Raw genomic sequence first — 25,582 nt, 5'->3', positions numbered from 1 at the left:
CACTATTTAGGTTAATTAGCGATCAATTAACCTTCAAGCTGAGTAAGAATAGCTCGGTACTCTTTATCTACTTTCTTGGTTTCGTTTTTGGAGAAGCCACCCAGTACTTCATTCAATGCATAACGCAAACGCGCACGGGTCATATCCGGCCCTAGCATCGCCATAGAATCCATCACTGACCATGAGTTTGGTGTTCCTGCAATGGCCACAAAGATAGGCTGCATGAAGTCACCCATCTTAATATCCATAATTTTGCTCAAGGCTTTAATGTCGGCAAAGATATTTTCTTTGGACCAATGGCGCTGTGCTTCCAATTTCCACAAAGTAAATTGAAGTACGCGCTTCACGGCATCTTCATCCAGTTTCTTGTGCTCAAACGCTGATGCTCCCAACGGCAACATGCCTGAGAACATAAAGTTAACCAGTGGCGCAATATCACTGAAGGCATTAATTCGACCTTGAACAAACGGTAACATCGGCATGATGTTTTTCTCGTTGAATGCCCACTGATGAATACGATCAGCAAACTGTTCAACAGAAAGCTCCTCACGAATCCACAGGCCATTCAGCCAGCTTAACTTTTCAACGTCGAAAATCGGCCCGCCGAGCGATACACGATTGATATCGAAGTTCTCGATCATTTCCGCCAAAGAGAATTTTTCACGCTCATCTGGCATTGACCAACCCATACGACCTAGGTAGTTGGTTAGCGCTTCTGGTAAAAATCCCATACGCTCATAGAATGTGATAGACGTTGGATTCTTACGCTTGCTTAGCTTGCTTTTGTCCGGGTTACGCAGCAACGGCATGTGGATTAGCTCAGGCATATCCCAGCCAAAGTATTCATACAACAACTTGTGCTTAGGTGCGGAGTTAATCCACTCTTCCCCACGGATTACGTGAGTAATTTCCATCAGGTGATCATCAACCACGTTGGCCAAGTGATAAGTTGGCATACCGTCTGATTTCAACAAAATCTGACAATCTACTTGAGACCAATCGATCTCAATGGTGCCACGAAGACGATCTTCGATTACACACGTGCCTTCATCCGGCACTTTCATACGGATCACATACGAATCACCCGCTTCAAGGCGTGCTTTAACTTCGTCTGCTGGAAGCTCTAAGTCACCTTTAATACCAGGATTCAAGCCTGCAGCTTTACGCTCTTCACGGATCACATCAAGCTCTTCTGGCGTACGGAAGCAGTAGAACGCATGACCTTTCTCGATCAAGTCTTCGGCATACTGACGGTAGCTGTCTTTACGCTCGCTTTGGCGATACGGACCGTGAGGACCACCTACATCCGGCCCTTCATCCCATTCCAGCCCCATCCAGCGCATAGCTTCCAAAATTTGGTCTTCAGATTCCTGTGTACTACGCGTTTGGTCAGTATCTTCAATACGAAGAATGAATTGGCCACCATGCTGGCGCGCAAAACATAAGTTAAAAAGGGCAATGTAGGCGGTACCTACGTGTGGATCGCCAGTTGGAGATGGCGCAATACGCGTACGAACTGTCATTTATCTATCTCAAAAATACGTTCAAAGGAAGGAAATAAAATTTGCAGGCAATGATACAGAAATGGGGCGAACCTTGCTATTGATCAGCAGTATTAGTTCGACCCCACTTAATGGAAAGCTATTTTTTATTAATCAGCCTGCCCTACTCCGTTGAATGATATTCTGGATCGGGGAATTTCTCTCGAATTTTAATAAACTCATTGAGATGACTGAGCAGGATATCAACCAAAGCGGGGTCAAAATGCAGCCCTTTCTGATCTTCAAAGTAACGGATAATATCTTCCAAAGGCCAAGGTTCACGATAGCTGCGTTTACAAGCCAACAGATCAAACACATCAGCAATGGCTACAATGCGCCCCATAATATGAATTTCTTCGCCTTGCTTGCCGTGAGGGTATCCGGAACCATCCCACTTTTCATGGTGATCTTGAGCAATGGTGCCAGCCAACTTCAGTATCTCTTGATCTGCCTGAGCCAGCATTTCCGCACCACGCTGGGAATGTGTTCTGACCTTCTCCATCTCTTCGTCAGTTAATGAGCCATTCTTGTGAAGTAACTCTTCCGGCAACATCAAATTCCCGAAGTCATGAAGAGGCGCTGCAGTTTTCAGTGCAGAAATCTCCTGTAACGACAAACCAAAATATTCACCCAGCTTGGCAGAAATTTCCGCAACACGCTGAGTATGACGTCCAACAAATTGATCTCGGCATTCGGTTAACTCGGCCAAGTATGCAATCAAATCATCAGTCCGCTGTTGAGTCTTCTCGTATATCTCAATATTTTCATACGCGGTTACTACGTTTTTAGTAAACACTTCCAACAATTCTTTATCGAGAGCAGAAAGCACATGATGACCATCAACGTACATAAGAATGGCTCGCCGTTTACCTTCGCAGTACACCACTAAGTCATTGTCTCGGAAGATATTGCTTTTTTCAGAGATAGCCTGTTTAAAAATGCATCGAACATCTTCGGGCAGATCGCTTAGACAGAAATCGCCTTTGGCCTTAAATTTTCCACAACTGCATAAGGAACGAAGACGGGTTGTGTCCTTAAGTTCAACTGCAAGGCTGTCATAGCTGTAGAGTTCAGGTTGATGATCGAGAAACAGCAAAGAAACTAATTGCTCAAGTGCACCTTCTACAAACTGGTCCATCGCGTGCTTTTCAAAAATGCCACGAGAACACTGAATAACCTTCTCTAAGCCTCGTTTGTTTCTTTCAAGACTGACAATGTCACGGTAGGAACGCAGGCTAGACAACATTAAGGTATAAAGCTTCTGAGCCGTTAGCTCAGTTTTTGCTTTGTAATCATTGATATCGTAATCCCGAACTACAGTCTTTTCCGGTGCATGTCCAGGCTGGCCAGTTCTAAGAATGATACGAACACTGGTGTATTTGAGTTCTTCACGAATGAACTTAGCCACCCTGAGTCCGGAATCTTCAGATTCCATCACTACGTCTAACAGGATGACCGCTACGTCTGGGTGATTGGCTAAGATCCCTCTGGCTTCTTGACCAGAGTATGCATCAAGAAACTGCAACGGCTTATCATCAAATTCGAATCCCGATAAAGCAAAGCGTGTAACATCGTGGACTTCTGCTTCATCATCAACGATCAGAATTTTCCAAGGCTCAACCTCATCTTTGGTTTCGGCTTCCTCTTCATCCATGAAAAGTAAATCGTCTTCGTTCATTCAACTCCCCCGAACGTTTAGTGCTTCAAGCCTATTTCCACTTGTAACCTGTCGGCTTATTTATTTACTCATCTTCCACTAAGAGTAGCATCCTTTATCGGCTTTACTGGGATTTTTGACATTTTTAAACATATTTGATCCATAAACATATCGGCCTATTTTTTAGAAAATGTTAAACTCCGCGCACTCTGATTTCTTACCATCAAAAAGTAGTTGTATGCACGATATTAACCATTCCCGAAAACTCTCCATTGCCCCAATGTTAGATTGGACAACCAGCCACTACAGAACGTTCATGCGAGAGCTGACCCAACACACACTGCTATATACTGAAATGGTTACTACCGGCGCGATTCTCTTTGGGGATAGAGAACGCCACTTGAAGTTTAACGACGCAGAGCACTTTGTGGCATTGCAGCTAGGCGGATCCGATCCTAAAGCCTTGGCTGAATGTGCAAAAATTGCCGAAAACAGAGGCTACGATGAAATTAACCTTAACGTCGGCTGTCCGAGTGACCGAGTTCAGAATGGGAGCTTCGGTGCCTGCTTAATGGCAGAACCGGAATTGGTCGGTGAATGCATCAAAGCAATGCAAGATGTTGTTTCTATCCCTGTGACTGTTAAATCTCGCATTGGTATTGATGACCGCGATAGCTATGAAGAATTCTTAAATTTCGTCGGTACCGTAAATCACATATCCCAATGTGAAACCTTTATTGTTCATGCTCGAAAAGCAATTTTGAAAGGCTTGAGCCCAAAAGAAAACCGTGAAATTCCACCGCTGAAATACGACTTCGTATATCGCTTAAAAGAAGAGTTTCCTGGTTTTCATATTTCACTGAACGGCGGCGTAAAGACACTTGAAGAAGTGGAAGAACATTTAACCAAAGTCGATGGTGTCATGATTGGCCGGGAAGCCTACAACAACCCTTATATGTTTTCAGAGGTGGATCAACGAATCTTTGGAGACCTCTCAGCAGAACAAGTTTCTCGTCATGATGCAATTCGAGCTATTTACCCATACGTTGAATCCGAGCTCGAAAAAGGTACCTACCTGAACCATATTGCTCGGCATATTCTGGGAATGTTCCAAGCCGTGCCTGGAGCTCGCCGCTTCCGTCGCCATATTTCAGAAAATGCACCTAAGCGTGGAGCTGGACTTGAGGTACTGATTGAAGCACTGGAGATGGTTCCCGAACAACTTTAAGTGAATATTGAGGCTCTTACCCTTACCTTTGTAATCCAGTTGTAATATGGTATGGGTAAGAATACTCAAAATTTACAGAAGAAGTTGCGTTATGGATAACAAGTTAAACCAACTAAAAACAATGACACAAGTCGTTGCCGATACAGGTGACATCGAAGCCATCAAAATCTTTAAGCCTGTTGATGCGACCACCAACCCATCACTATTGCTGAAAGCATCCGAATTACCTCATTACCAAGACCTGCTGAAGAATGCACTTTCATGGGCAAAAGGTCATGCTTCCAGTGCTAAACAACAAGTTTCACTGGCCTGTGATAAGTTCGGCGTTGACCTCGGCACAGAAATCACAGGAATCATTCCGGGCTATATTTCAACAGAAGTCGATGCAAGATTATCGTTCGATACAGAAGCAACGGTTACCAAAGCCAAGCAAATCATCGAACTTTACGAAGCGAACGGCATAAGTAAAGATCGTGTACTCATTAAGATTGCTTCCACTTGGGAAGGTATCAAAGCCGCTGAAATACTTCAGAAAGAAGGCATCAACTGCAACCTGACCCTTATCTTTAGCTTCGTCCAAGCCGTTGCTGCAGCTGAAGCCAATGCATTCCTAATTTCGCCTTTTGTTGGCCGCATCCTAGACTGGTACAAAGCATCAACAGGTGAAGATTACACTGCTCAAACCGACCCTGGTGTACTATCAGTCACTAAGATCTACAACTACTTCAAGCAGCATGGCCATAAAACTATTGTTATGGGCGCAAGCTTCCGTAACACAGGTGAAATTGAACAATTGGCAGGATGTGATCGTTTAACCATCAGCCCTGCTCTGCTTTCTGATCTAGAACAATCCACATCAGTGCTCGAGCAGAAGCTATTTGCGGATAAATATGAAGTTATGGAAGCGGTTACCTTTAATGAAGCTGACTTCCGCTGGGCTATGAACGAGGATCCAATGGCAACAGAGAAGCTTGCTGAAGGCATTCGAAATTTTGCCAAAGATCAGGTTAAGCTTGAGCAAAAGATTGCCTCTCTTTCATAAGAAAGTTCATCTGCCCCTCATTAAAAAACGCAGCTAAAAGCTGCGTTTTTTAATGGCTGTAAGAAACTATTTATCTAGCATTTTCACTTCTCGTCTAGGGAACGGAATGGATATCCCATTTCGCTTAATCGCCTCATAAATTTTCTGATTCACTTGATACTTAGTTTCGTAATAGCTATTCATAGGCACCCAAAATCGAACGCCCAAGTTTACGGAGAAATCACCAAAGTTATCGATACCCACCTGAGGCTTAGGGTCATCTGCCACCACATCAAAGTCATTTAAAACCGATACGATGGAATCAACTGCGGCCTGTGAATCATCAGCGTAATCAATGCCAACAACCACTTCTACCAACTTGTAGCTAAATGAGTTGTGAATGACTTCGCCAATAATTTTCTTATTCGGAATGGTAATGATTTCACCATCTTCCGTAGCTAACTGAGTATTAGCGAGCTTTACGTCTGTTACGACCCCTGAGTAATCACTAATGGTAACAGTATCCCCGACTTTAAAAGGTCGAGACAAAATAATAGCGAGACCTGCGCCATAGTTCGAAACAGGCCCTTGCAGCGCTAATCCAATCCCGAAAGTTAAAGCACCTAGAGCAGCAACAAACGGGGCAATACTGATTCCAAATTTTCCTAAACTGATAATAATGAAACAACCGAGAATAAGAATATTAACCGCGCTTGCGAGAAACTTTGCTAATGTGACATCTATCCCTCTAGAAACACAGAACTTATTCATTGCCTTAGAAATTGCACGGGCAATAAAGAAGCCAATAACCAATACGATAATTGCACCCAAAACCTGGAATGAATAAGTCACTATGAACTCAGTCACCAAATCATACGCTTTCTCAATTTGTTGTAATTCTTCATCCATCATATACATGCCTCATAAAGCCCTGTTCAGTAAAGGCTTAACCAGTAAAGGTATGCCTTCGGAAGCTAACTCGACTCAAACAGCCAGACACAAAAAAAGGAGCTTAACGCTCCTTCTTTACGATAATTTTATCCTAGCCTTACAGAGCTGCAAGATAATCTTCACCGTTTGGATGCTCAGCCAATAGCTGCTTCATGTTTTTCCCTTCAGGACCGGTAGCCTCAATGTCACGACCCGCTTCCTTAAAGAAAGCGACGAACCGAGCAAAATCATCAGCAACCATATAACGATAAGCAATATTTAGCGCATAGAAATCAGGGTTTTCATCACCATAAGGCGCACGCTCAAGAAATGACTTAATATGGTCATCACTCCATACATCTTTAAACACTTTTTGCTTATCTTTCTTTAGCATGTCTCACTCACCTTAATCATCGTTCAACGACTGGCAATTATGTTAATCGTAATACAGCCGCTGGAAAGCTTATCAATCTAATGGCGCGAATCATATCATAAACAAAACAAATAATAAGGCGCTCTCTTACTCGAAAAACAGATATAAAAACAAGTAAATCTGATAAGGATTTTACGTAATAAAAAAGGCCTCTGACGCAAATCAGAAGCCTTTGAAATCAAAGCTCAAGCAAGCTAGAAAATTCGGTTCAAGCCATTTAATGCAGCAACACGATAAGCTTCAGCCATGGTTGGATAGTTGAACGTGGTATTTACAAAGTATTTGATACTGTTTAACTCACCCGGCTGATTCATAATTGCCTGTCCAATGTGAACAATCTCAGACGCTTGATCACCAAAACAGTGAACGCCCAAAATTTCCAACGTTTCACGATGGAAAAGAATCTTCAGCATACCAATCGGTTCACCCGTAATTTGCGCACGAGCCGTATGCTGAAATTGCGCCTGCCCTACTTCATAAGGTACTTTTTTCTCGGTCAATTGCTGCTCCGTTAAACCTACCGAGCTAATTTCCGGAATAGTATAAATCCCTGTAGGTACATCCGTGACCATATGGAACTCAGGGTCTTCAGCCAAGTCCTTAGAGGCTGCTCGTCCCTGATCATAGGAAGCACTAGCCAAGCTTGGCCAACCGATCACATCACCAGCGGCATAGACGTTTTCAACAGAGGTCCGATAGTGCTCATCAACCTCCAGCTGACCACGAGAATTTGGCTCTAAACCGATATTCTCCAACCCAAGATTGTCCGTAATACCTGAACGACCATTACACCATAAGAAAGCATCTGCTTTTAATCGCTTACCGGACTGAAGATTTAGAATAACTCCATTCTCTTGCGCTTCTAGTGATTCAAACTGTTCATTATGCCGAACCATCACGCCATTACTGCGAAGGTGATAACCCAATGCATCCGAGATTTCACTATCAAGAAAAGACAGTAAGGTATCAGCCGGATTGATCAGGTCTACTTTCACGCCTAAGCCAACAAAAATAGAAGCATACTCAGAGCCAATCACACCCGCACCATAAATAATTAAAGTCCGCGGTGTATGTTGAAGTTCAAGCACGGAATCACTGTCATAGACGCGTGGATGATTAAAGTTAACACCGGGTGGGTGCCAAGGACGGGAGCCTGTTGCAATCACGAAGTTCTTGGCATGCAGGCGATCCGCTGTATTCGAGCCACCTGTTACTGTAATGGTATTCTGATCAACAAACTTCGCATGACCAAAATGTATGTCGATACGATTACGTGCATAATGCTCAGTACGCAGCTTTACCTGCTTCTGCATCACACGATTAGCGCCTTTCAACACATTCGGGAAAGAGAACCAACGAGGTTCACCAATATCACGGAACATAGGGTTGGTATTAAAGGTAATGATCTGCTTTACCGCATGACGTAACGCTTTTGAAGGTATCGTACCTTTGTGAGTACAGTTACCACCTACCTGTGATTGCATTTCGATAACAGCCACACGCTTTCCGCACTTGGCTGCATTAATTGCAGCACCTTCGCCCGCAGGACCAGAACCAATAACTACTACGTCGTAATATAAATCCGCCATTAAGTTTTCCCTGTGTTCTATGGGTTAAACATTCAACCCATAACTTATTTATTGTTTTCGTATACCAACTTAACTTGAAATAACTAATCAGTTAGAAGCATCGTAAAACTGATCGTCTTTGCCTTGTGCAGCTTTACGCTGTCTTTCGTTTTCTTCATCACATTTGGCAGGGTTACCGCCACAAATATCGCACGCAGTATCCATACCTAATGCAGCCATGCCTCCGCATGACCCTTTGATTGGTTCCCGGCCCATGATGACCCCAATAGCCATACCAGCTACCAGCAACAACATAACCACAAAAGCAACAATCATTAATTCCATAGAATTACCACCGATTTGATTTCACGAATTAATTTGCTTTTTGAAAGAGAACTCAAGGAAAAGTTCAGCTTTCAGCGAATACTATTTAATGGCGAATTGTACTTCCTTAAGAAGCCCTCAATCCAGCCAAGCGTCAATTCATTCGAATATTATTCAATTATATACTGCAAAAAGGCATCTGTACTTTTGACTTCAAAGCCCTTATCGCTCTTTACCAACAGATAAACTGCCAGACTTTGTTTCTCTGCCAGAAGCAAAGCTTTTTCAGGGCCCATAACATTCATAGCGGTAGCCATTGCGTCAGCATACGCTACTGAAGGATTCAAAACACTGATCGAAGCCAAGTTATGCTTAATTGGCATACCAGTCTGAGGATCAATAGTGTGAGAGAAACGTTTTCCATCAACTTCGAAATAGTTTCTGTAATCCCCAGACGTTGCTATCCCAGTATTTTGAAGTTCCAGAATTTTATGAACTGAGCGACCAAGTTCAGTTTCTGGGTTTTCGATAGCAATATACCAATACTCATTATTTGGTTTTATACCTTTCGCTTTCAGTTCACCACCAATTTCAACCAAATAAGATTCTATACCTAGCTTATCCAAATACTCCGCAACCAGATCTACAGCGTATCCTTTTGCAATGGCGGACAGATCAACGTATATATCTTTTTCCTTACACGCCACATTATCTTCTTTCAACGTAAGGTATTGATATCCGACTTTAGTCGACTTGAGTTCTCGTATTTGCTCATCAGACGGCCTTTTGGATTCGTGATAATCCGGTCCAAACCCCCAGAGGTTTACTAAAGGCCCTACAGTCGGATCAAAAGCCCCCTCAGTGACGTTACTTATCTCCACCGCCATTTCCAACACACGATAGGTATCTTGAGGAAACTTATAACAGGCTCCTGCAGGCTTTTGATTAAAAATAGATAAATTTGAGTCTGCTTTGTACGTAGACATCTGATCATTAACAAGATTAATGGCCTGATCAATTCGAGTCTGAACGACCTTTTCTTCAACCTTGCCATTTAGAACATACACTACACTGTACGTGGTCCCCATGGCTCGCCCTTGATACGAACTTTTAACCTGGGCTTTATCAGTAGAAGAGCTATTTTTGTTAAAGATACCGATCGAAAGAATCGCAACCAGTAAAAGGAAGCCTATTAAGATTTGCTTTTGAGACAAGAGACACCTACAAAATCAGATGTTGTATGAGAGATTAATCAGAAATAAAAAATTACAAATAAAAAAGGCCGCAAATGCGGCCTTTTTTATTTAACCACCGAAGTCATCAAGCAGAATGTTCTCAGGCTCTACACCCAAGTTTTCCAACATGTTGATTACGGCTGCGTTCATCATTGGAGGCCCACACATGTAGAACTCACAATCTTCTGGCGCAGGGTGGTCTTTCAGGTACTCTTCATAAAGTACGTTATGAATGAACCCGGTCAAGCCTTCCCAGTTGTCCTCTGGTTGAGGGTCTGAAAGAGCCAAATGCCAATCAAAGTTCTCGTTCTCTTCTGCAAGCATGTCGTACTCTTCATTGTAGAAGGACTCACGCATAGAACGAGCACCGTACCAGAAGCTGATCTTACGCTTGCTGTTAAGACGCTTAAGCTGATCGAAGATGTGCGAACGCATAGGCGCCATACCTGCACCACCACCGATAAACACCATTTCAGCATCAGTATCTTTCGCGAAGAACTCACCAAATGGGCCGTATACAGTAATCTTATCGCCTGGTTTCAGGTTGAATACGTAAGATGACATGATACCTGGTGGGTGATCAGTACCTGGAGGCGGCGTTGCAATACGAATATTGAACTTAACAACACCACGCTCTTCAGGGTAGTTCGCCATTGAGTAAGCACGAATCACAGGCTCTTTAACGATTGACTCATACTTAAAGATGCCAAAGTGATCCCAGTCACCACGATATTCTTCAGGAATATCAAAATCACTGTACTTAACATGGTGTGGCGGACATTCTAACTGAACATAACCACCTGCACGGAAGTCAACATTTTCACCTTCAGGAAGGCGAAGCGTTAGCTCCTTAATGAAGGTAGCAACATTCGGGTTAGATTCAACCGTACATTCCCACTTCTTAACGCCGAAGACTTCATCTTCAACTTCGATCTTCATGTCTTGCTTAACAGCCACCTGACATGCAAGACGCCAACCTTCTTGAGCTTCACGCTTAGTAAAGTAAGAGGCTTCCGTTGGTAGCATGTCGCCGCCGCCTTCAAACACCTTACATTTACACTGAGCGCAAGTACCGCCACCACCACACGCTGATGACAAGAATACATTGGAAGCTGCCAATGTCTGTAGCAACTTACCACCTGCTGGCGTAACGATAGATTTATCATCATCGTCATTGATCCCGATAGTGACATCACCTGAGTTCACAAGTTTGGCACGAGCAGAAAGAATAACTGCCACCAACGCCATAACGATCACTGTGAACATCACTACACCGAGTATTACTTCAGTTCCTAACATTTATATACCCTCGCTATAGTGACCGACTACAAAGAAATGCCGCCGAAAGACATGAAGCCAAGAGACATCAAGCCTACGCACATAAAGGTAATACCTAAACCGCGTAACCCTTCAGGAATGTCGCTGTACTTCAATTTTTCACGGATGCCCGCAAGTGCAGTAATCGCAAGTGCCCAACCAATACCAGCACCCACACCATACACAACACTTTCACCAAACTGATAATCACGCTCCACCATAAACAATGAAGCACCCATGATTGCACAGTTCACGGTAATCAACGGCAGGAACACACCCAGAGAGTTGTATAGTGTAGGAATGTATTTATCCAACACCATCTCCAGGATTTGAACCATTGCAGCGATCACACCGATGTAGCTCAACAGACCAAGGAAACTTAGATCCACTGTAGCGTAATCAGGGCTAATCCAAGTCAACGCACCTTCTTTAAGAAGGTAGGTATAAATCAGATTGTTTACCGGCACTGTAATGGCCAATACCACGATAACAGCAATACCCAGACCTAAAGAGGTTTGAATCTTCTTAGAGATTGCAATGAAGGTACACATCCCCAGGAAGAAAGCTAATGCCATGTTCTCAACGAAAATGGCACGTACTAAAAGACTTAAATAATGTTCCATTAGTAAGCCTCCTTCGTTGTATTTTTAGCAATCTTGAAGTCAGGTGCTTCAACCTGATCCTTCTGGAAGGTACGAATTGCCCAGATGATGCCACCGATCAAGAAGAACGCACTTGGTGGAAGCAACAACAGACCGTTCGGGTTATACCAACCACCTTCAGTTACCAAAGGCAGAATTTCGATACCGAACAACTTACCAGCACCGAACAGCTCACGGAAGAAGGCAACCACGATAAGAATCGCAGAATAACCAAGACCATTACCAATACCATCCATAAAGCTCATGAATGGGCCATTTTTCATCGCATAGGCTTCAGCACGACCCATTACAATACAGTTAGTAATAATCAGACCAACGAATACCGAAAGCTGCTTACTGATTGAGTAAGCAAAGGCTTTCAATACCTGATCCACAACGATTACCAAGGATGCAATGATCGTCATCTGAACAATAATCCGAATGCTGCTAGGAATATGCATACGAATTACAGAAACAAAAAGGTTAGAGAAAGCAGTTACTGCAATTACTGCCATACTCATCACCAAAGCAACGTTCAGAGAAGTGGTTACAGCAAGCGCTGAACAGATACCAAGAATCTGAAGTGCAATTGGGTTATTTTTTACGACTGGTTCAGTCAATACCTGTTTAATATCAGACATTGATTAAGCCTCCCCTGCTTGGTAGTTCTTTAGGAAAGGTGCAAAACCATTGTCACCTAACCAGAACTTAATCAGATTACTTACACCGTTACTGGTAAGTGTTGCACCAGAAAGACCATCTACCTGATGCTGCTTTTCAACAGCAATTTCAGGATTCACAATGCCTTTCTTAACTTTGGCTACGACATTACCGTTTGCATCATAGATAGATTTGCCAACCCACATTTTTTTCCAACGTGGATTATCAATTTCACCACCTAGCCCCGGAGTTTCACCGTGTGTATAGAAGCCTAAACCAGCAACCGTATTTAGGTCTGACTCAAGTGCTACGAAACCATAGAGCGTTGACCACAAGCCATAACCACTAACAGGAAGAATCAAGCGACCAGCATTTTCACCACCAACCACTTTATAGACAGTTGCTACATTCGCTTTACGCTTCAAAGAAGCAATGTCCTGATCCGCAGGAATCTTCTCAGAAAACTTAGGATCTTTCGTTGCTTTTACTTGATCGTAGTTAGGGAAAGGAGCTTCCGTAAACTTACCAGTGCTCATATCGACATACTTTTCTTCGATCTGACCAAACAACTCTTCAACTTTGGCTTTAGTTAGGCTCTCACCTGGTTTAGACAAACCACCAATAGCAAGAATGTTTCGCTGCATATCCAATGCTTTGTTAGCAATTTGCGCAGGTTTTAGCGCAATTGCCGCACCAGATACAATCACAGAACACACAATACAAAGAAGAAGTGCAACTGTGATAGTTTTTCCGATCGTATCGTTATTACTAGACACGCGCTAACCTCCTCTTGATGTTTGCTTGAACCACGAAGTGATCAATTAACGGGGCGAACAAGTTAGCAAATAGGATCGCCAGCATCATGCCTTCTGGGAACGCAGGGTTAACCACACGGATCAACACCACCATGAAGCCAATCAAAGCACCAAAATACCACTTACCTTTATTCGTCATAGATGCGGATACTGGATCTGTTGCCATAAACAACATACCAATTGCAAAACCACCTAGGGTTAAGTGCCAGTACCAAGGCAACGCAAACATTGGGTTAGTTTCAGAATCAACACTGTTTAGTAGTAGCGAGGTAGCAACCATACCGATCATTACACCGGCAACGATCCTCCACGATGCAATGCCTGTAAGCAGCAGTACACCACCACCGATCAACAGCATCAGAGTTGATGTTTCACCCACAGAACCTTGGATATTACCGAAGAAGGTATCTGCCCAAGTTACACCGCTAGCAAGAATGGCGTCTACACCACCAGTTGCAGCAAGACTCAACGGAGTCGCACCTGAGAAGCCGTCTACAGCTGTCCAGATTGCATCACCTGACATTTGAGCAGGATATGCAAAGAACAGGAAAGCACGACCGGTTAATGCCGGGTTCAGGAAGTTTTTACCTGTTCCACCGAACACTTCCTTACCAATCACAACGCCGAAGCTGATGCCCAAAGCAACCTGCCACAGTGGGATTGAAGGTGGAAGAATCAATGCAAACAGGATAGAGGTTACGAAGAAACCTTCGTTAACTTCGTGGCCACGAGTAATCGCGAACAATACTTCCCAGATACCACCCACTGCGAAAGCAACGAAATAAATTGGCAGGAAGTAAGCCGCACCAAACATGAAGTTATCCAACATGCTGGCAGGATCATGACCAGTAAAGAATAATGCGTGCCAGTCAGTCGGCGCAGTACCTGTACCTGCAGCAATGGCAGTATTTGCCTGCAAGCCGATATTCCACATGCCGTAAAACATAGCTGGCCATAGCAAAAACCAAACGGTGATCATCATACGCTTAAGGTCAATACCATCGCGTACATGGGCCGTTGTTTTGGTTGTGCTGCCTGGAGAATAGAAAATAGTATCCACCGCTTCAAAAAGCGCATACCACTTCTCGTATTTGCCCCCTTTATGGAATTGGGGCTCGATTTTGTCTAGGAAACCTCTAAGACTCACGGTTAGCCCTCCTTCTCAATTCGGGTCAAGTTATCACGCAAGATTGGACCGTACTCGTATTTGCCCGGGCAAACAAAAGTACACAATGCCAAATCTTCCTCATCAAGTTCCAACGCACCAAGCAATTGAGCGGTTTCAGTATCACCTACCGCTAACGAGCGAAGCAACTGAGTTGGTAAAATATCCAGAGGCATCACTTTTTCATAGAGCCCCACAGGAACCATCGCACGCTCACTACCATTAGTATTAGTATTGAAGTTAAAGAGACGGCTTGGAGCCAACTTGGAAAGATAGATATTCAATAATGAGAAGCGCTTACCACCAGGAGATAGCCACCCCATGAAATCACGGTTGGTACCTTCCTCAAGAACAGAAATCTGAGTGTGGTAACGACCAAGATAACTAACAGGGCCACGAGTAGCACGACCACCAAAGACAGAACCAGAGATCAAACGGTTATTCGAGCCATCTAACTCACCCGCCGCAAGGTCATTTACATTCGCGCCTACACGAGTGCGAACCAAACCTGGCTTCTTAACCTGAGGACCGGCAAGAGCAACAACACGCTCAATGTCCAAACGACCTGTTGAGAACAAGTTAGCAATCGCAATCACTTCTTGGTAATTAATTGTCCAGACTGTTTTAGCTGCATTCACTGGATCTAGGAAATGAATATGCGTACCAGGAAGACCAGCTGGATGAGGACCAGCAAAACCTGCCAGTTGTACTTGCGCAGTTGAAGGAACAGGAGTACTTGCACCTTCAGCCTGACATACAAATACTTTTCCATCAGTTAACTTTGTTAAGATCTCAAGACCACTCTTAAAAGCTTCCGCTTTTTCCTGAATAATCACTTGAGGATCAGCTGCCAATGGATTGGTATCAATTGCCTGAACAAAAATAGATGCAGGGACTGAACCTACTTCCGGTACTTTACTGAAAGGACGCGTACGCAACGCCGTCCACATACCAGAAGTTACAAGATTCTCCTGAACCTGTTCGCGGGTTAGGCTTGCTGTATCGCTGTATTTCGGAAATTCTACAGACTCGTCACCATCCACTTCGATCACAACGGACTGTAGAACTCGTTTCTCCCCACGGTTGATTTCAACCACTTTGCCGGAAGCCGGTGCTGTATACAGCACTCCTGGAGTCTTCTTGTCAGAGAAAATCACCTGACCACACTTGACCTGATCACCTACTTGAACTTCCATCGTAGGCTTCATACCGTTGTAGTCAAAACCTACAACGCCGACAGTGCGAACTGAATTTCCTTGACGAATAGACTGCTCTGGACTTCCAGAGATGGGAAGATCAAGGCCACGTTTTAGCTTAATCATTCGATTGCCAAGTCTCTCATCAAAGCTCGCTTAGTACTCATTCTTACGTGAGTATTTAGCATGCTAGTAAACTTTTCGGGGTTTCCCCCACCCAAAAATCTGCGAAATTATATCGAAAGGAGACTAGCTTTACACTACCTCCTTTGAGTATTTTTGTTATAAATCAAAGACGAAGATCAGTTTTTAGCCAACCCATAAAAAAAGGCCAAGAGCTTGATCAAACTCTTGGCCTTTAAGACTAGCAGAATATAAGGGTTAGACTAATTTAACTCCAAAATCCACACTGATCAGTTTTCAATCAAAATCAATTATTTCTTATCCAGAGGGTATTCAGGGAACTTACAACCCGCTACCTGCTCAAGAATACGAACAACCTGACAGCTGTAACCGAACTCATTATCGTACCAAACGTAAAGAACCGCTTTATCACCATTCACGATTGTAGCTTTACCATCAACGATACCCGCCTTACGGGAACCAACGAAATCAGAAGAAACTACTTCAGGCGAATCAACATAGTCAATCTGCTGCTGAAGCTCAGAGTACAATGCAGTACGACGTAGATAAGCATTGATCTCTTCAGTTGTTGTTTCTTTCTTAAGCGTCAGGTTAAGAATTGCCATAGAAACGTTTGGCGTAGGAACACGAATCGCATTACCAGTTAGTTTACCAGCCATTTCAGGAAGCGCTTTAGATACTGCTTTCGCCGCACCCGTTTCAGTGATAACCATATTTAATGGTGCAGAACGACCACGACGGTCAGCACTGTGGTAGTTATCAATTAAGTTCTGGTCATTCGTGTAAGAGTGAACTGTTTCAACATGACCATGCTCGATGCCGAACTCGTCATTCACTGCTTTAAGAACAGGTGTGATCGCGTTAGTAGTACAAGAAGCCGCAGAAATCAGCTTGTCAGACTCTTCGATTGAATCGCTATTAATTCCATAAACGATGTTCTTCATGTCACCTTTACCAGGAGCAGTCAGAATCGCCTTAGAAGCCCCTTTCGCTTCCAAATGCAAAGACAAGCCTTCAACATCACGCCACTTACCAGTGTTATCAACAATGATCGCGTCTTTAATACCGTAAGACTCGTAATCCACAGTCTCAGGAGAACTTGCATAGATCACTTTAATGAAGTTGCCGTTTGCGATGATACCGCAGTTTTCCTCATCAACAGTGATGGTACCCTGGAAAGAACCATGTACAGAGTCACGACGAAGCAAGCTTGCACGCTTCTCAAGATCGTTACCCTTACCTTGACGAACAACAATTGCACGCAAGCGAGTGTTTTCACCGCTGCCTGCTTTCTCGATAAGAATACGAGCCAACAAACGACCAATACGACCAAAACCATAAAGAACAACATCACGACCTTCTTGTTTAACATTAGAAGTATCGCCTAACTCAGACAGCTCAGTTTTTACATACTCAACTGCATCAGTGCCTTCAGGTTGCTTGCTCAAACGATAGCCAAGCTTACCAATATCAATACGTGCATTACGGATACCAAGCTCAAGAATTGCTTGAACTACTTTCAAACTGTCCGCAACTGACAACTCAGAAGTCTCGATACGACGAGCTGCACGGTGTGCTTTTAAGATATGAATAACAGAACGATTTACTAGAGAGCGACCGTAAACAGTAGCAATAACGTTACGATCACGGCTTAATTTACCCACTAGCGGGATCATTGTTTCTGCTATTTCTTCACGATTTTTCCAATCAGAAAAATGAGTTTCTGCGATATCAGTCACGACGGCACCTTTTTGACAAGCGACTTAAGCTTAGAATCAATTCATTTGATCCAAGCACATTAATATGAGCCACCCGAACAGATAAAAAGACAGAAACAGTGACTTCCCCGGCCCTTCTCTGCTCATTTTCTGATCGAGCGGTAAAAAAATCGCGCTTATTATCTTTTTTTAGGGTTTAAAACGCAACTTTATTGGCTCGAAACGTCCCATTTTTCATAAATCAAGAACACCAAAAAACCTCCCAACACTTGAAAACCATTAATAATCAAAGGATCTACCACCCTCCCACCTTTCCACCAAAGCACTGGCACCTAGAATACAATCAGGTAAAATGCGGTTCCCTGGCGTAATTTCCTAAAAATATCTAAGGACAATTCCAAGCGAAGTTTATCTACTCATCTTTTGTATTCGCTCGGAACAATCGAAAAAGGCTTTAATTCATTATGCTGTTTGACTCGAACGATCTTCTTGAAAAAGCACAACTCAATGATCACAAGCGTTATGGTAAAGTTATTGGCTCATCTGCAGCCTTATTAATTGCTCAAACGCTACATAAGCTAAACAGTTTTGGTCTCGTCATTACCGACAACAACAGCCAAGCAGACATCCTTTCTCAAGAATTAGAGTTTTTTTCAAAAGGCCAATTGCCGGTATTGAACTTCCCTGACTGGGAAACCCTACCCTACGATACCTTTTCGCCTCATCAAGACATTATTTCTGAGCGATTAAAAACCTTAAACGCCTTAAGGCAGGCAAATAACGGCGTCCTAATTATTTCCGCCCAAACACTGATGCAAAAAGTGCCACCTGCATCCTTTATTGGCAAATATGTTTTTTCCATCAAACTCGAAGACACATTAAAGCTCGATAAACTTCGTGAACGCCTAGCTCACGCAGGCTACCAACATGTTGACACTGTCTATGAGCACGGTGAATTCTCAATCCGTGGCTCAATCATTGACCTCTACCCAATGGGTCACGATCTACCTTACCGTATAGAACTGTTTGACGATGAAGTAGAAAGTTTACGAAGCTTTGACCCCGAAAACCAAAGATCACTTGAAAAATTCGAAGCTATTAATCTACTGCCAGCGCGCGAATTTCCATGTAACGACGAAAGCTTCACCGCCTTTAGAAAGTTGTTCAGAGAAACCTTCGAGCAATCTCATAAAGCACCACTCTTAAAAGATCTACAAAATAACCTTATCCCTTCAGGCATTGAGTACTACCAACCGTTATTCTTCAACGCCCTATTTGAAGAAGGCATGAGCTGTTTACTGGACTACATTCCTGAACAAGCCTGTATTTTTAGTTTTGAGCAGATCAGCGATCACCTAGAAAAATTTTGGAATGACATTGAGCAACGCTACGAAAGCTTACGTTATGATATTGAACGTCCTCTTTTACCTCCGGCAGAACTCTACTCTCGACCGAATGACTTACTGGCTCAACTGAAATCATTCCAGCGAATCAGCTTTTCGGACAAACCTCTCGAAGAGCAGGCTGGCAAGCTCAACCTTCCCGTAAGTACAGCGCCTGATCTAAGCGTTGATCACAGACTGGCCGAGCCATACAGCCGACTGATACAATTCACCAAAGACTTTGACGGTACCATTGTTTTAATTCCTGATTCAGCAGGTCGTAGAGAAACGCTCGCCGAATCCCTAAAGGGTGCGCACGTAAAAACTACCAACATAGGAAACTGGCAAGACCTGTCCATTTCCCAAAAAGACACAGTTCAACTGTTGGTTGCTCCGCTGGCGAAAGGCGTTATTTTCGAAAACCAAAACCTCGCAATCATCACCGAACAAGAACTCTTTGGTTTTACCGTCAGCCAACGTCGCCGCGCTACCAAAACCGAAGATCATAGCGATCAGGTTATTAAGAACCTTACCGAACTTAAAATGGATTCGCCTGTTGTTCACTTGGATCATGGCGTTGGTCGCTATCGCGGATTAGAAACCATCGAACTTGACGGCCAAGCCAATGAATTCCTAATCCTGGAATACGCCGACAACGCTAAGCTCTACGTGCCCGTCAACAACTTGCACATGATTGCTCGCTACACTGGTGCAGATGACGAACACGCGCCAATCAACAAACTTGGATCTGAACGCTGGAGCCAGGCAAAACGAAAAGCCGCAGAGAAAGCCAGAGACACTGCCGCCCAATTACTGGATATTTATGCGCGCCGCGCCGCCAAAAAAGGCTTCCAGTTTGATCTCCCAGACGAAAGTTACCGTCAATTTTCGGCAGGCTTCCCGTTTGAAGAAACCCCCGATCAAGCACAAGCCATTAATGCCGTCATTCAAGATATGCACAAACCAACCCCGATGGATCGGTTGGTGTGTGGTGACGTAGGCTTCGGCAAAACCGAAGTAGCCATGCGAGCCGCGTTTGTTGCCGTACAATCCGGCAAGCAAGTAGCGGTTCTAGTACCGACAACGCTTCTCGCTCAACAGCATTATGAGAGCTTTCGGGATCGCTTTGCAGATTGGCCCGTAAAAGTGGAAGTGCTTTCACGATTCAAAACCGCCAAAGAACAAACAGCAGCACTACAACAGCTCGAAGAAGGCAAAGTCGATATTCTGGTTGGCACACACAAAATCATTCAGGGCGATGTTAAGTTCAAAGACCTTGGCTTACTCATTATTGATGAAGAACACCGTTTTGGTGTTCAGCAAAAAGATAAACTGAAATCCCTGCGTTCAGACGTAGACATTCTGACACTCACCGCCACACCAATCCCTAGAACACTTAACATGTCGATGTCCGGCATTCGCGACTTATCTATCATCGCAACACCGCCAGCAAAACGACTTTCAGTTAAAACCTTTGTTCGACAAAAAGACGACGTCACCTTACGAGAAGCCCTTCTACGTGAGCTATTACGTGGTGGCCAAGCCTATATTCTTCATAACGAAGTCAAAAGCATTGAGAAAACTGCGCAGAACATTCGTGAACTCATGCCGGAAGCTCGAGTCGAGTTTGCACACGGTCAAATGCGAGAATCTGAACTTGAACGCATCATGTCAGACTTCTACCACCGTCGTTTCAATATTCTGGTTTGCACCACCATTATCGAAACCGGGATTGACGTTCCAAACGCCAACACCATCATTATTGAACGCGCCGACAAATTCGGGCTTGCACAATTACACCAATTACGAGGCCGCGTAGGACGCTCCCACCACCAAGCGTATGCGTATTTAATGACACCGCCGCCTCGTAGCATTACCAAAGATGCCGTTAAACGACTTGAAGCAATCAGCGCCGCCGATACCCTTGGCGCCGGTTTTACGCTCGCCACCCATGACTTAGAAATTCGTGGTGCGGGGGAATTGCTTGGTGAAGACCAAAGCGGTCAAATTGAAGGGGTTGGCTTCACGCTCTTTATGGAATTACTGGAAGATGCCGTTAAATCCATTAAAGAAGGCAAAGAACCAAACCTGGATAAGCCATTACAGCAATCCACAGAAGTAAACCTGAAAATACCAGCACTCATTCCTAACGAGTACCTACCTGACATTCATGAACGTTTGATTATCTACAAGCGCATATCCAATGCCGATAACAAACAAGCACTGCATGACTTGAAAGTTGAAATGGTCGATCGCTTTGGATTACTACCAGACGCCACTAAAAACTTGTTCCGCTTAACCGAACTCAGATTTAAAGCCGAAACTCTGGGCATCACTAAAATTGAAGCCGGGCCAAAGAGCGGCAAAATGGTATTTTCGTCAGACACGCGCGTAGACACCTTTAAAATCGTAACTATGATGCAATCTCAGCCACAAAAGTATCGTTTACAAGGTGGCAATCAATTGCAATTTACGTTAGATATGAACAAAACTGAACGCCGCTTCCAAGCAGTGGATGCTTTACTAGCCGAATTAGCACCGAAGGAATAACTCTTGAAATCTACAATCTTATCAGCCATCTGTATTGCTATTTGCATCGCATCTGGAAGCCACGTTTATGCCGAAACAACAGAAAACGACATTAACGCCGAAGATCTTTCCCGCGACTTAGAACAACAACGCCAAAATATTAAAGCTGCGACCAGCATCCCTTCTGCCGAAAATTCTGGTCAAGCAAACAGCGCTACGACATCGGAAGAACTTCCTCCATGGTTCAAAGTAGAAGTTATTGTCTTCAAACAAGACATCGACAAGGTTACTGAAGAGTTCCCCAGGGCAATAGACTATAAAAACCCAACTCCTCTTATCATGCTTGGCGGGTTTGATTATTCTGATCGCCACCCTCTTCAGATGGAAAATCATGGACTGGAATACACGCCTCTAAATAACATTCCAGGCATCTACAATGGAACAACAACCTACCAGCAACAAACTCAAGATCTGCCAGAAAGCGCATTAAGACAAGAGAACACGACCGAACCATCATTAATCCCTTACCAGAAGGAAGAACTGGAACTACTGAAAGACGCACATAAGCGCCTTGAAAAGAGCCAGAAATACCAAGTTTTGCTGGCAACCGCCTGGAAGCAACCAACCTTGCCAAAAAGTGAATCGCCAACACTGCACTTAATTGCTGGTAACTGGTTCGATGACCAACCGGAATTTGAAGCCTTCTTAAAAGTAAGTAAACAACGCTATCTTCACGCCTACGCAGACCTATTTTTAAAAACTTTTAGTCTCAAAAGCGATCAAGCCATTAATTTGGACTTAACCGATGAACTGTTTAAGGACTCGATCAATGCAGAACCAACAAGCAACACCACAGAGGTCAACAGTTTCGACAACCAAGGCATCCAACCCCACCATCTAAAACTATTCTCACTGAATGTAGACGAAGACGTGCTTGGCAAAAAAGACGAACACACTTCCTCTTATGTAACCAATGAAGTCTTCCATATCAAAGAAGACCGCATCATGAAGCACTCGAAAGACTTGTATTACTTAGATCACCCAAAATTTGGCATGATCATCAAGGTAACACCGCTGGATAAGCTGAAAAGCTCCAGCTAAACAACCTCTCCGGTGGGTATTTTCACATACCCACCTAATCACAACTCGAAACACTGCCATATTCCGAAGAAAAGATCGCACAGTTGCCATCACTGACATACGACGCACCATCGGAATAATAGGAGCTTCCTCCGCTCGATCCTCCTGAAGAACCGCCTCCAGAGTTATAACCCAAAGCTTGTGCAGCTTCTCGTTCGCCATAGGCAATAGACAGCACTACGTACGCGAAATCCTTCTGCTCCTGCAATCCTATGTAGTCCCATGAGGCTTGATACTGATTCAATAGCTGCCGTGCTTGCGATAGATCCTGTTGTGTATCAAATGGAAAGACTGAAAAGCTGTTTGCGAGGTTATTGATGATGGTTTGACGCTCTGACGCAGTAAAGTTACGAGGTTGCCCCATTTGAGCATGAACAAACACCAGCGCATCCACGTAGGCATTTGCGGCATCCGAAGTTAACTGTCCACCAGTTCCTTGAGCCAAAACACCGCCCCGGCTTTGACTAGCTTGCGGATAATTATCGGTTCCGGCTGGTTCGCTCGCCGATGCACTAGCAGTATCTGATTGAGGAATCACATTAAATACAACCTGATCTATGACCACATCATTATCGCGCACAACCAGTTTATAGAAACCGACTGGCCAACCGCTATCAGGCTTATAGAAGGTAAAGGTTGAAGGCAGCCCTTTCTGAGAGATGAGCTCAGCACTCGCCACCTCAAAGCCGGGAGGCGCAACATCCCCGACATCCAGCACTTCCAGAGTCGCAGACACTATGCTCTTTTTGTTGATAGTTACCTGATAGTGAATTTCTGGCGTACTAGTGAGATAAGAAAAACTCGACTGCACTAAGCCGCTGGCCGAGACAACTGATACTTCAGTTAAAAACAGAAAAACAGTGAATAACGAAGTCTTCCAGTATTTCATGGCAAACCTCCGATAAATATAAGTTTCGTTTCTAACTATAGATAGGATTAGAAGGAACCAATCAGATTCCAAAGAGGATTAAGGGGATTCGGACAGATGGTAAAACCATCAAAATACATCGACAAAAAATTCTGCTTAGAACACTCTGTTTAGAATGCTCTTTTTAAAAAGCTCTTTAGAACGTAAGTGAACGATAATAAGCTTCAAACTCAGCTTTCGTCACTTCACCAACGATCCGCCCAATTTGATTTCCCTGGGCATCATAAAACAAGAACGCCGGAGGTCCAAACAAGCTCTGCTCCTGCAAGAATTGAGCATTGGCCTCCGCCACTTCAGTAATATCAACCTTAACGATATCAACACCAGACATCATGGCTTTAACGTCATCCTTAACCAGAATGTCTTTTTCCATCACAAAACAGGATACACACCAGTCCGCTAATACATCTAACATGATAGGTTTCTCTTGGCGTTTTGATTGAGCTAACACTTGCTCCAATTCAACGCCCGGAGTCACCTTAAGCACATCCAGCTTGGTTTCCTGAGCAACAGCTTTAGACCCAATAGTGACAAACGAAAGAGGCGTATCGAAACTGGCTTTGCCAGACAAACCGGAAGCCAACAAAGCCAACGAATATACAAAGACAACCAGCAAAATCCCGCGATATAGAGCATTAGTAACCGAATCCAAAACCCCCGCCCAAATGGTAAACACAATTAAAATCACGGAAACCATGATGGCCAACATTTCTGTAGTTAACAGATGCTTAACCAAATACAACGCCATCAATAACAACATGACGCCAAAGACCACCTTAACCTGTTCCATCCAGACACCGGCTTTTGGCAAAACATTCCGACCGCCCAGCACCACAGCCATCAACGGCAAGCCCATCCCTAATGCCATAGCAAACAAAGCAGAGCCCCCCAACAACATGTCCTGGGTCGTACTTATGTAAATTAAGACCCCTGCCAACGGCCCCGAAACACAAGGTGAAACCACCAGCGCAGAAATAGCACCAAGAACAATACAACCAAACAAACCATGATTTTTAGAGCCTTCACCCGCGCCACTCAATTTGCTTCGAATAAACTCAGGCAACTGCAGTTCGTACAAACCAAACATCGAAAGTGCCAAGGCAACAAATATCGCCGCGAACACCCCAACTACAATCGGCTGCTGCAACCAAGCCTGCATTTGCACTGCATCACCAAAGCCTGCCATCGCAACGCCTAACGCACTGTAGGTTACAGCCATACCCAAGACATAAGAGAATGATGCAAGAAACGCCGAATGCTTATGTTTACCCTGATGATTTACCACCACAGAGCTCAAAATTGGCAGCATAGGCAAAACACATGGCGTGAATGCCAACCCAAGACCAATCCCGAGAAACATCAGAAGTGTGATGAAAAAGCCTTCTTGTAATAAAGCACCAGCCTCAGAAGAAGTTGCTGTCGAATTTACAGAACTTTTAGCAGAAGAATTAGAACCATTATTAGAAGTAAGATCTGATAGAGAGCCATCAGATACGCCGCCTTCCCAGAAAGCAGTTTTACGCGTCGGTGGGTAACAAAGGCCTGCATCTGCACACCCCTGATATTGAACTTTGACCTCACCTTCCACATCAGGCGTTACCGCTACCGCCCAACCATGATAATAGACTTGAACCAATCCAAACGCAGGATCGTCCTTTTCTTTCGACTTACCCTCAATGGTTTCAAAATCCAGCTTATTACCGGCAGCATCCTTAACCGAAAAGCGATCCTCATAGAGATAATAGCCATCGGTAATATTCCAGCGAATAATCAGTCGGTTGTCATTACTAATCTCAGACTCAAACTGAAACGCCTCATCCACCGGGAGAAACTCAGGCTCCTCTTGCGTAAACAGCCCACCATTTGAAGCACTGTCCCAAAGACTACCATTTGCTGAATAGGAAGGGTTAGCACCAAACAAAAGCCCTAACATAAGCACACCCAAAAAAGCCTGCATTACTCTCACCTTTTGGATGCCATACCCTTCAGAAAAAACCATAGATACTTCTC

20 protein-coding genes are annotated in these 25,582 nt (G+C 44.0%); 4 read left to right on the top strand and 16 right to left on the bottom strand.

Annotated features, from left to right (window positions below; translation table 11 throughout):
* Window positions 1–26: 26 nt before the first annotated feature.
* Together gltX and ACFOEK_RS09925 are read right to left on the bottom strand one after the other, a co-directional pair.
* On the bottom strand, window positions 27–1,523 hold the full coding sequence (gltX, locus tag ACFOEK_RS09930) for a glutamate--tRNA ligase (protein ID WP_386719928.1): 1,497 nt from the start codon (window positions 1,521–1,523) through the stop codon (window positions 27–29).
* A gap of 142 nt (window positions 1,524–1,665) precedes the next feature.
* A complete protein-coding gene (locus ACFOEK_RS09925; protein WP_386719925.1) occupies window positions 1,666–3,219 on the bottom strand; it encodes a DUF3369 domain-containing protein in 1,554 nt (517 codons plus the stop codon).
* Between the two features lie 217 nt (window positions 3,220–3,436).
* Between ACFOEK_RS09925 and dusA the strand changes: the two genes are divergently transcribed.
* Complete coding sequence (gene dusA, locus ACFOEK_RS09920) at window positions 3,437–4,426, top strand: tRNA dihydrouridine(20/20a) synthase DusA (protein WP_386719923.1); 990 nt, start codon at window positions 3,437–3,439, stop codon at window positions 4,424–4,426.
* Window positions 4,427–4,517: 91 nt separating this feature from the next.
* Entirely contained in the window at window positions 4,518–5,468 is a 951-nt protein-coding gene (tal, locus tag ACFOEK_RS09915; protein ID WP_386719921.1) for a transaldolase, read from the top strand.
* A gap of 66 nt (window positions 5,469–5,534) precedes the next feature.
* Here tal and ACFOEK_RS09910 read toward each other — a convergent pair whose 3' ends face one another.
* The 12 genes from ACFOEK_RS09910 to ACFOEK_RS09855 form a co-directional block, all read right to left on the bottom strand.
* Complete coding sequence (locus ACFOEK_RS09910) at window positions 5,535–6,359, bottom strand: mechanosensitive ion channel family protein (RefSeq protein ID WP_386719918.1); 825 nt, start codon at window positions 6,357–6,359, stop codon at window positions 5,535–5,537.
* Window positions 6,360–6,495: 136 nt separating this feature from the next.
* Window positions 6,496–6,771 carry a PA4642 family protein gene (locus ACFOEK_RS09905; RefSeq protein WP_386719915.1) on the bottom strand — a complete coding sequence of 92 codons (276 nt, stop codon included), beginning with the start codon at window positions 6,769–6,771 and terminating at the stop codon, window positions 6,496–6,498.
* A 233-nt stretch (window positions 6,772–7,004) separates the two neighbouring features.
* The gene (sthA, locus tag ACFOEK_RS09900; RefSeq protein WP_386719912.1) at window positions 7,005–8,399 is read right to left on the bottom strand and encodes a Si-specific NAD(P)(+) transhydrogenase; all 1,395 of its coding nucleotides are present in this window, start codon (window positions 8,397–8,399) and stop codon (window positions 7,005–7,007) included.
* Between the two features lie 87 nt (window positions 8,400–8,486).
* The gene (nqrM, locus tag ACFOEK_RS09895; RefSeq protein ID WP_386719909.1) at window positions 8,487–8,723 is read right to left on the bottom strand and encodes a (Na+)-NQR maturation NqrM; all 237 of its coding nucleotides are present in this window, start codon (window positions 8,721–8,723) and stop codon (window positions 8,487–8,489) included.
* Between the two features lie 149 nt (window positions 8,724–8,872).
* Window positions 8,873–9,916 (bottom strand): FAD:protein FMN transferase, encoded by a 1,044-nt coding sequence (locus ACFOEK_RS09890; RefSeq protein WP_386719906.1) that lies wholly within the window; start codon window positions 9,914–9,916, stop codon window positions 8,873–8,875.
* 90 nt (window positions 9,917–10,006) lie between these two features.
* The gene (gene nqrF, locus ACFOEK_RS09885; protein ID WP_386719903.1) at window positions 10,007–11,236 is read right to left on the bottom strand and encodes an NADH:ubiquinone reductase (Na(+)-transporting) subunit F; all 1,230 of its coding nucleotides are present in this window, start codon (window positions 11,234–11,236) and stop codon (window positions 10,007–10,009) included.
* A 26-nt stretch (window positions 11,237–11,262) separates the two neighbouring features.
* Window positions 11,263–11,877 (bottom strand): NADH:ubiquinone reductase (Na(+)-transporting) subunit E, encoded by a 615-nt coding sequence (gene nqrE, locus ACFOEK_RS09880; RefSeq protein WP_386719900.1) that lies wholly within the window; start codon window positions 11,875–11,877, stop codon window positions 11,263–11,265.
* Window positions 11,877–12,536 (bottom strand): NADH:ubiquinone reductase (Na(+)-transporting) subunit D, encoded by a 660-nt coding sequence (locus ACFOEK_RS09875; protein ID WP_386719898.1) that lies wholly within the window; start codon window positions 12,534–12,536, stop codon window positions 11,877–11,879. Before ACFOEK_RS09875 ends, nqrE begins: the two co-directional genes overlap by 1 nt.
* Before the next feature lie 3 nt (window positions 12,537–12,539).
* Window positions 12,540–13,331 carry a Na(+)-translocating NADH-quinone reductase subunit C gene (locus ACFOEK_RS09870; RefSeq protein WP_386719895.1) on the bottom strand — a complete coding sequence of 264 codons (792 nt, stop codon included), beginning with the start codon at window positions 13,329–13,331 and terminating at the stop codon, window positions 12,540–12,542.
* The gene (locus ACFOEK_RS09865; RefSeq protein WP_386719892.1) at window positions 13,324–14,517 is read right to left on the bottom strand and encodes an NADH:ubiquinone reductase (Na(+)-transporting) subunit B; all 1,194 of its coding nucleotides are present in this window, start codon (window positions 14,515–14,517) and stop codon (window positions 13,324–13,326) included. Before ACFOEK_RS09865 ends, ACFOEK_RS09870 begins: the two co-directional genes overlap by 8 nt.
* Before the next feature lie 2 nt (window positions 14,518–14,519).
* On the bottom strand, window positions 14,520–15,857 hold the full coding sequence (locus ACFOEK_RS09860) for a Na(+)-translocating NADH-quinone reductase subunit A (protein WP_386719889.1): 1,338 nt from the start codon (window positions 15,855–15,857) through the stop codon (window positions 14,520–14,522).
* A gap of 308 nt (window positions 15,858–16,165) precedes the next feature.
* Entirely contained in the window at window positions 16,166–17,605 is a 1,440-nt protein-coding gene (locus ACFOEK_RS09855) for a glyceraldehyde-3-phosphate dehydrogenase (RefSeq protein WP_386721537.1), read from the bottom strand.
* Window positions 17,606–18,057: 452 nt separating this feature from the next.
* Here ACFOEK_RS09855 and mfd point away from each other — a divergent pair, with 452 nt between their 5' ends.
* Together mfd and ACFOEK_RS09845 are read left to right on the top strand one after the other, a co-directional pair.
* The gene (gene mfd, locus ACFOEK_RS09850; protein ID WP_386719886.1) at window positions 18,058–21,525 is read left to right on the top strand and encodes a transcription-repair coupling factor; all 3,468 of its coding nucleotides are present in this window, start codon (window positions 18,058–18,060) and stop codon (window positions 21,523–21,525) included.
* Between the two features lie 3 nt (window positions 21,526–21,528).
* Window positions 21,529–22,605 (top strand): CsiV family protein, encoded by a 1,077-nt coding sequence (locus tag ACFOEK_RS09845; RefSeq protein WP_386719883.1) that lies wholly within the window; start codon window positions 21,529–21,531, stop codon window positions 22,603–22,605.
* Between the two features lie 34 nt (window positions 22,606–22,639).
* Here ACFOEK_RS09845 and ACFOEK_RS09840 read toward each other — a convergent pair whose 3' ends face one another.
* Together ACFOEK_RS09840 and dsbD are read right to left on the bottom strand one after the other, a co-directional pair.
* Entirely contained in the window at window positions 22,640–23,533 is an 894-nt protein-coding gene (locus tag ACFOEK_RS09840) for a hypothetical protein (protein WP_386719880.1), read from the bottom strand.
* Window positions 23,534–23,708: 175 nt separating this feature from the next.
* Window positions 23,709–25,529, bottom strand: coding sequence for a protein-disulfide reductase DsbD (dsbD, locus tag ACFOEK_RS09835; protein WP_386719877.1), 1,821 nt, complete (start codon window positions 25,527–25,529; stop codon window positions 23,709–23,711).
* Window positions 25,530–25,582 lie beyond the last annotated feature (53 nt).

Source organism: Litoribrevibacter euphylliae (genome assembly GCF_042646085.1).
Classification (GTDB): domain Bacteria; phylum Pseudomonadota; class Gammaproteobacteria; order Pseudomonadales; family Litoribrevibacteraceae; genus Litoribrevibacter; species Litoribrevibacter euphylliae.
Note: the sequence above shows the minus strand (reverse complement) of the source record. Positions and strands in the feature narration are given on the sequence as shown.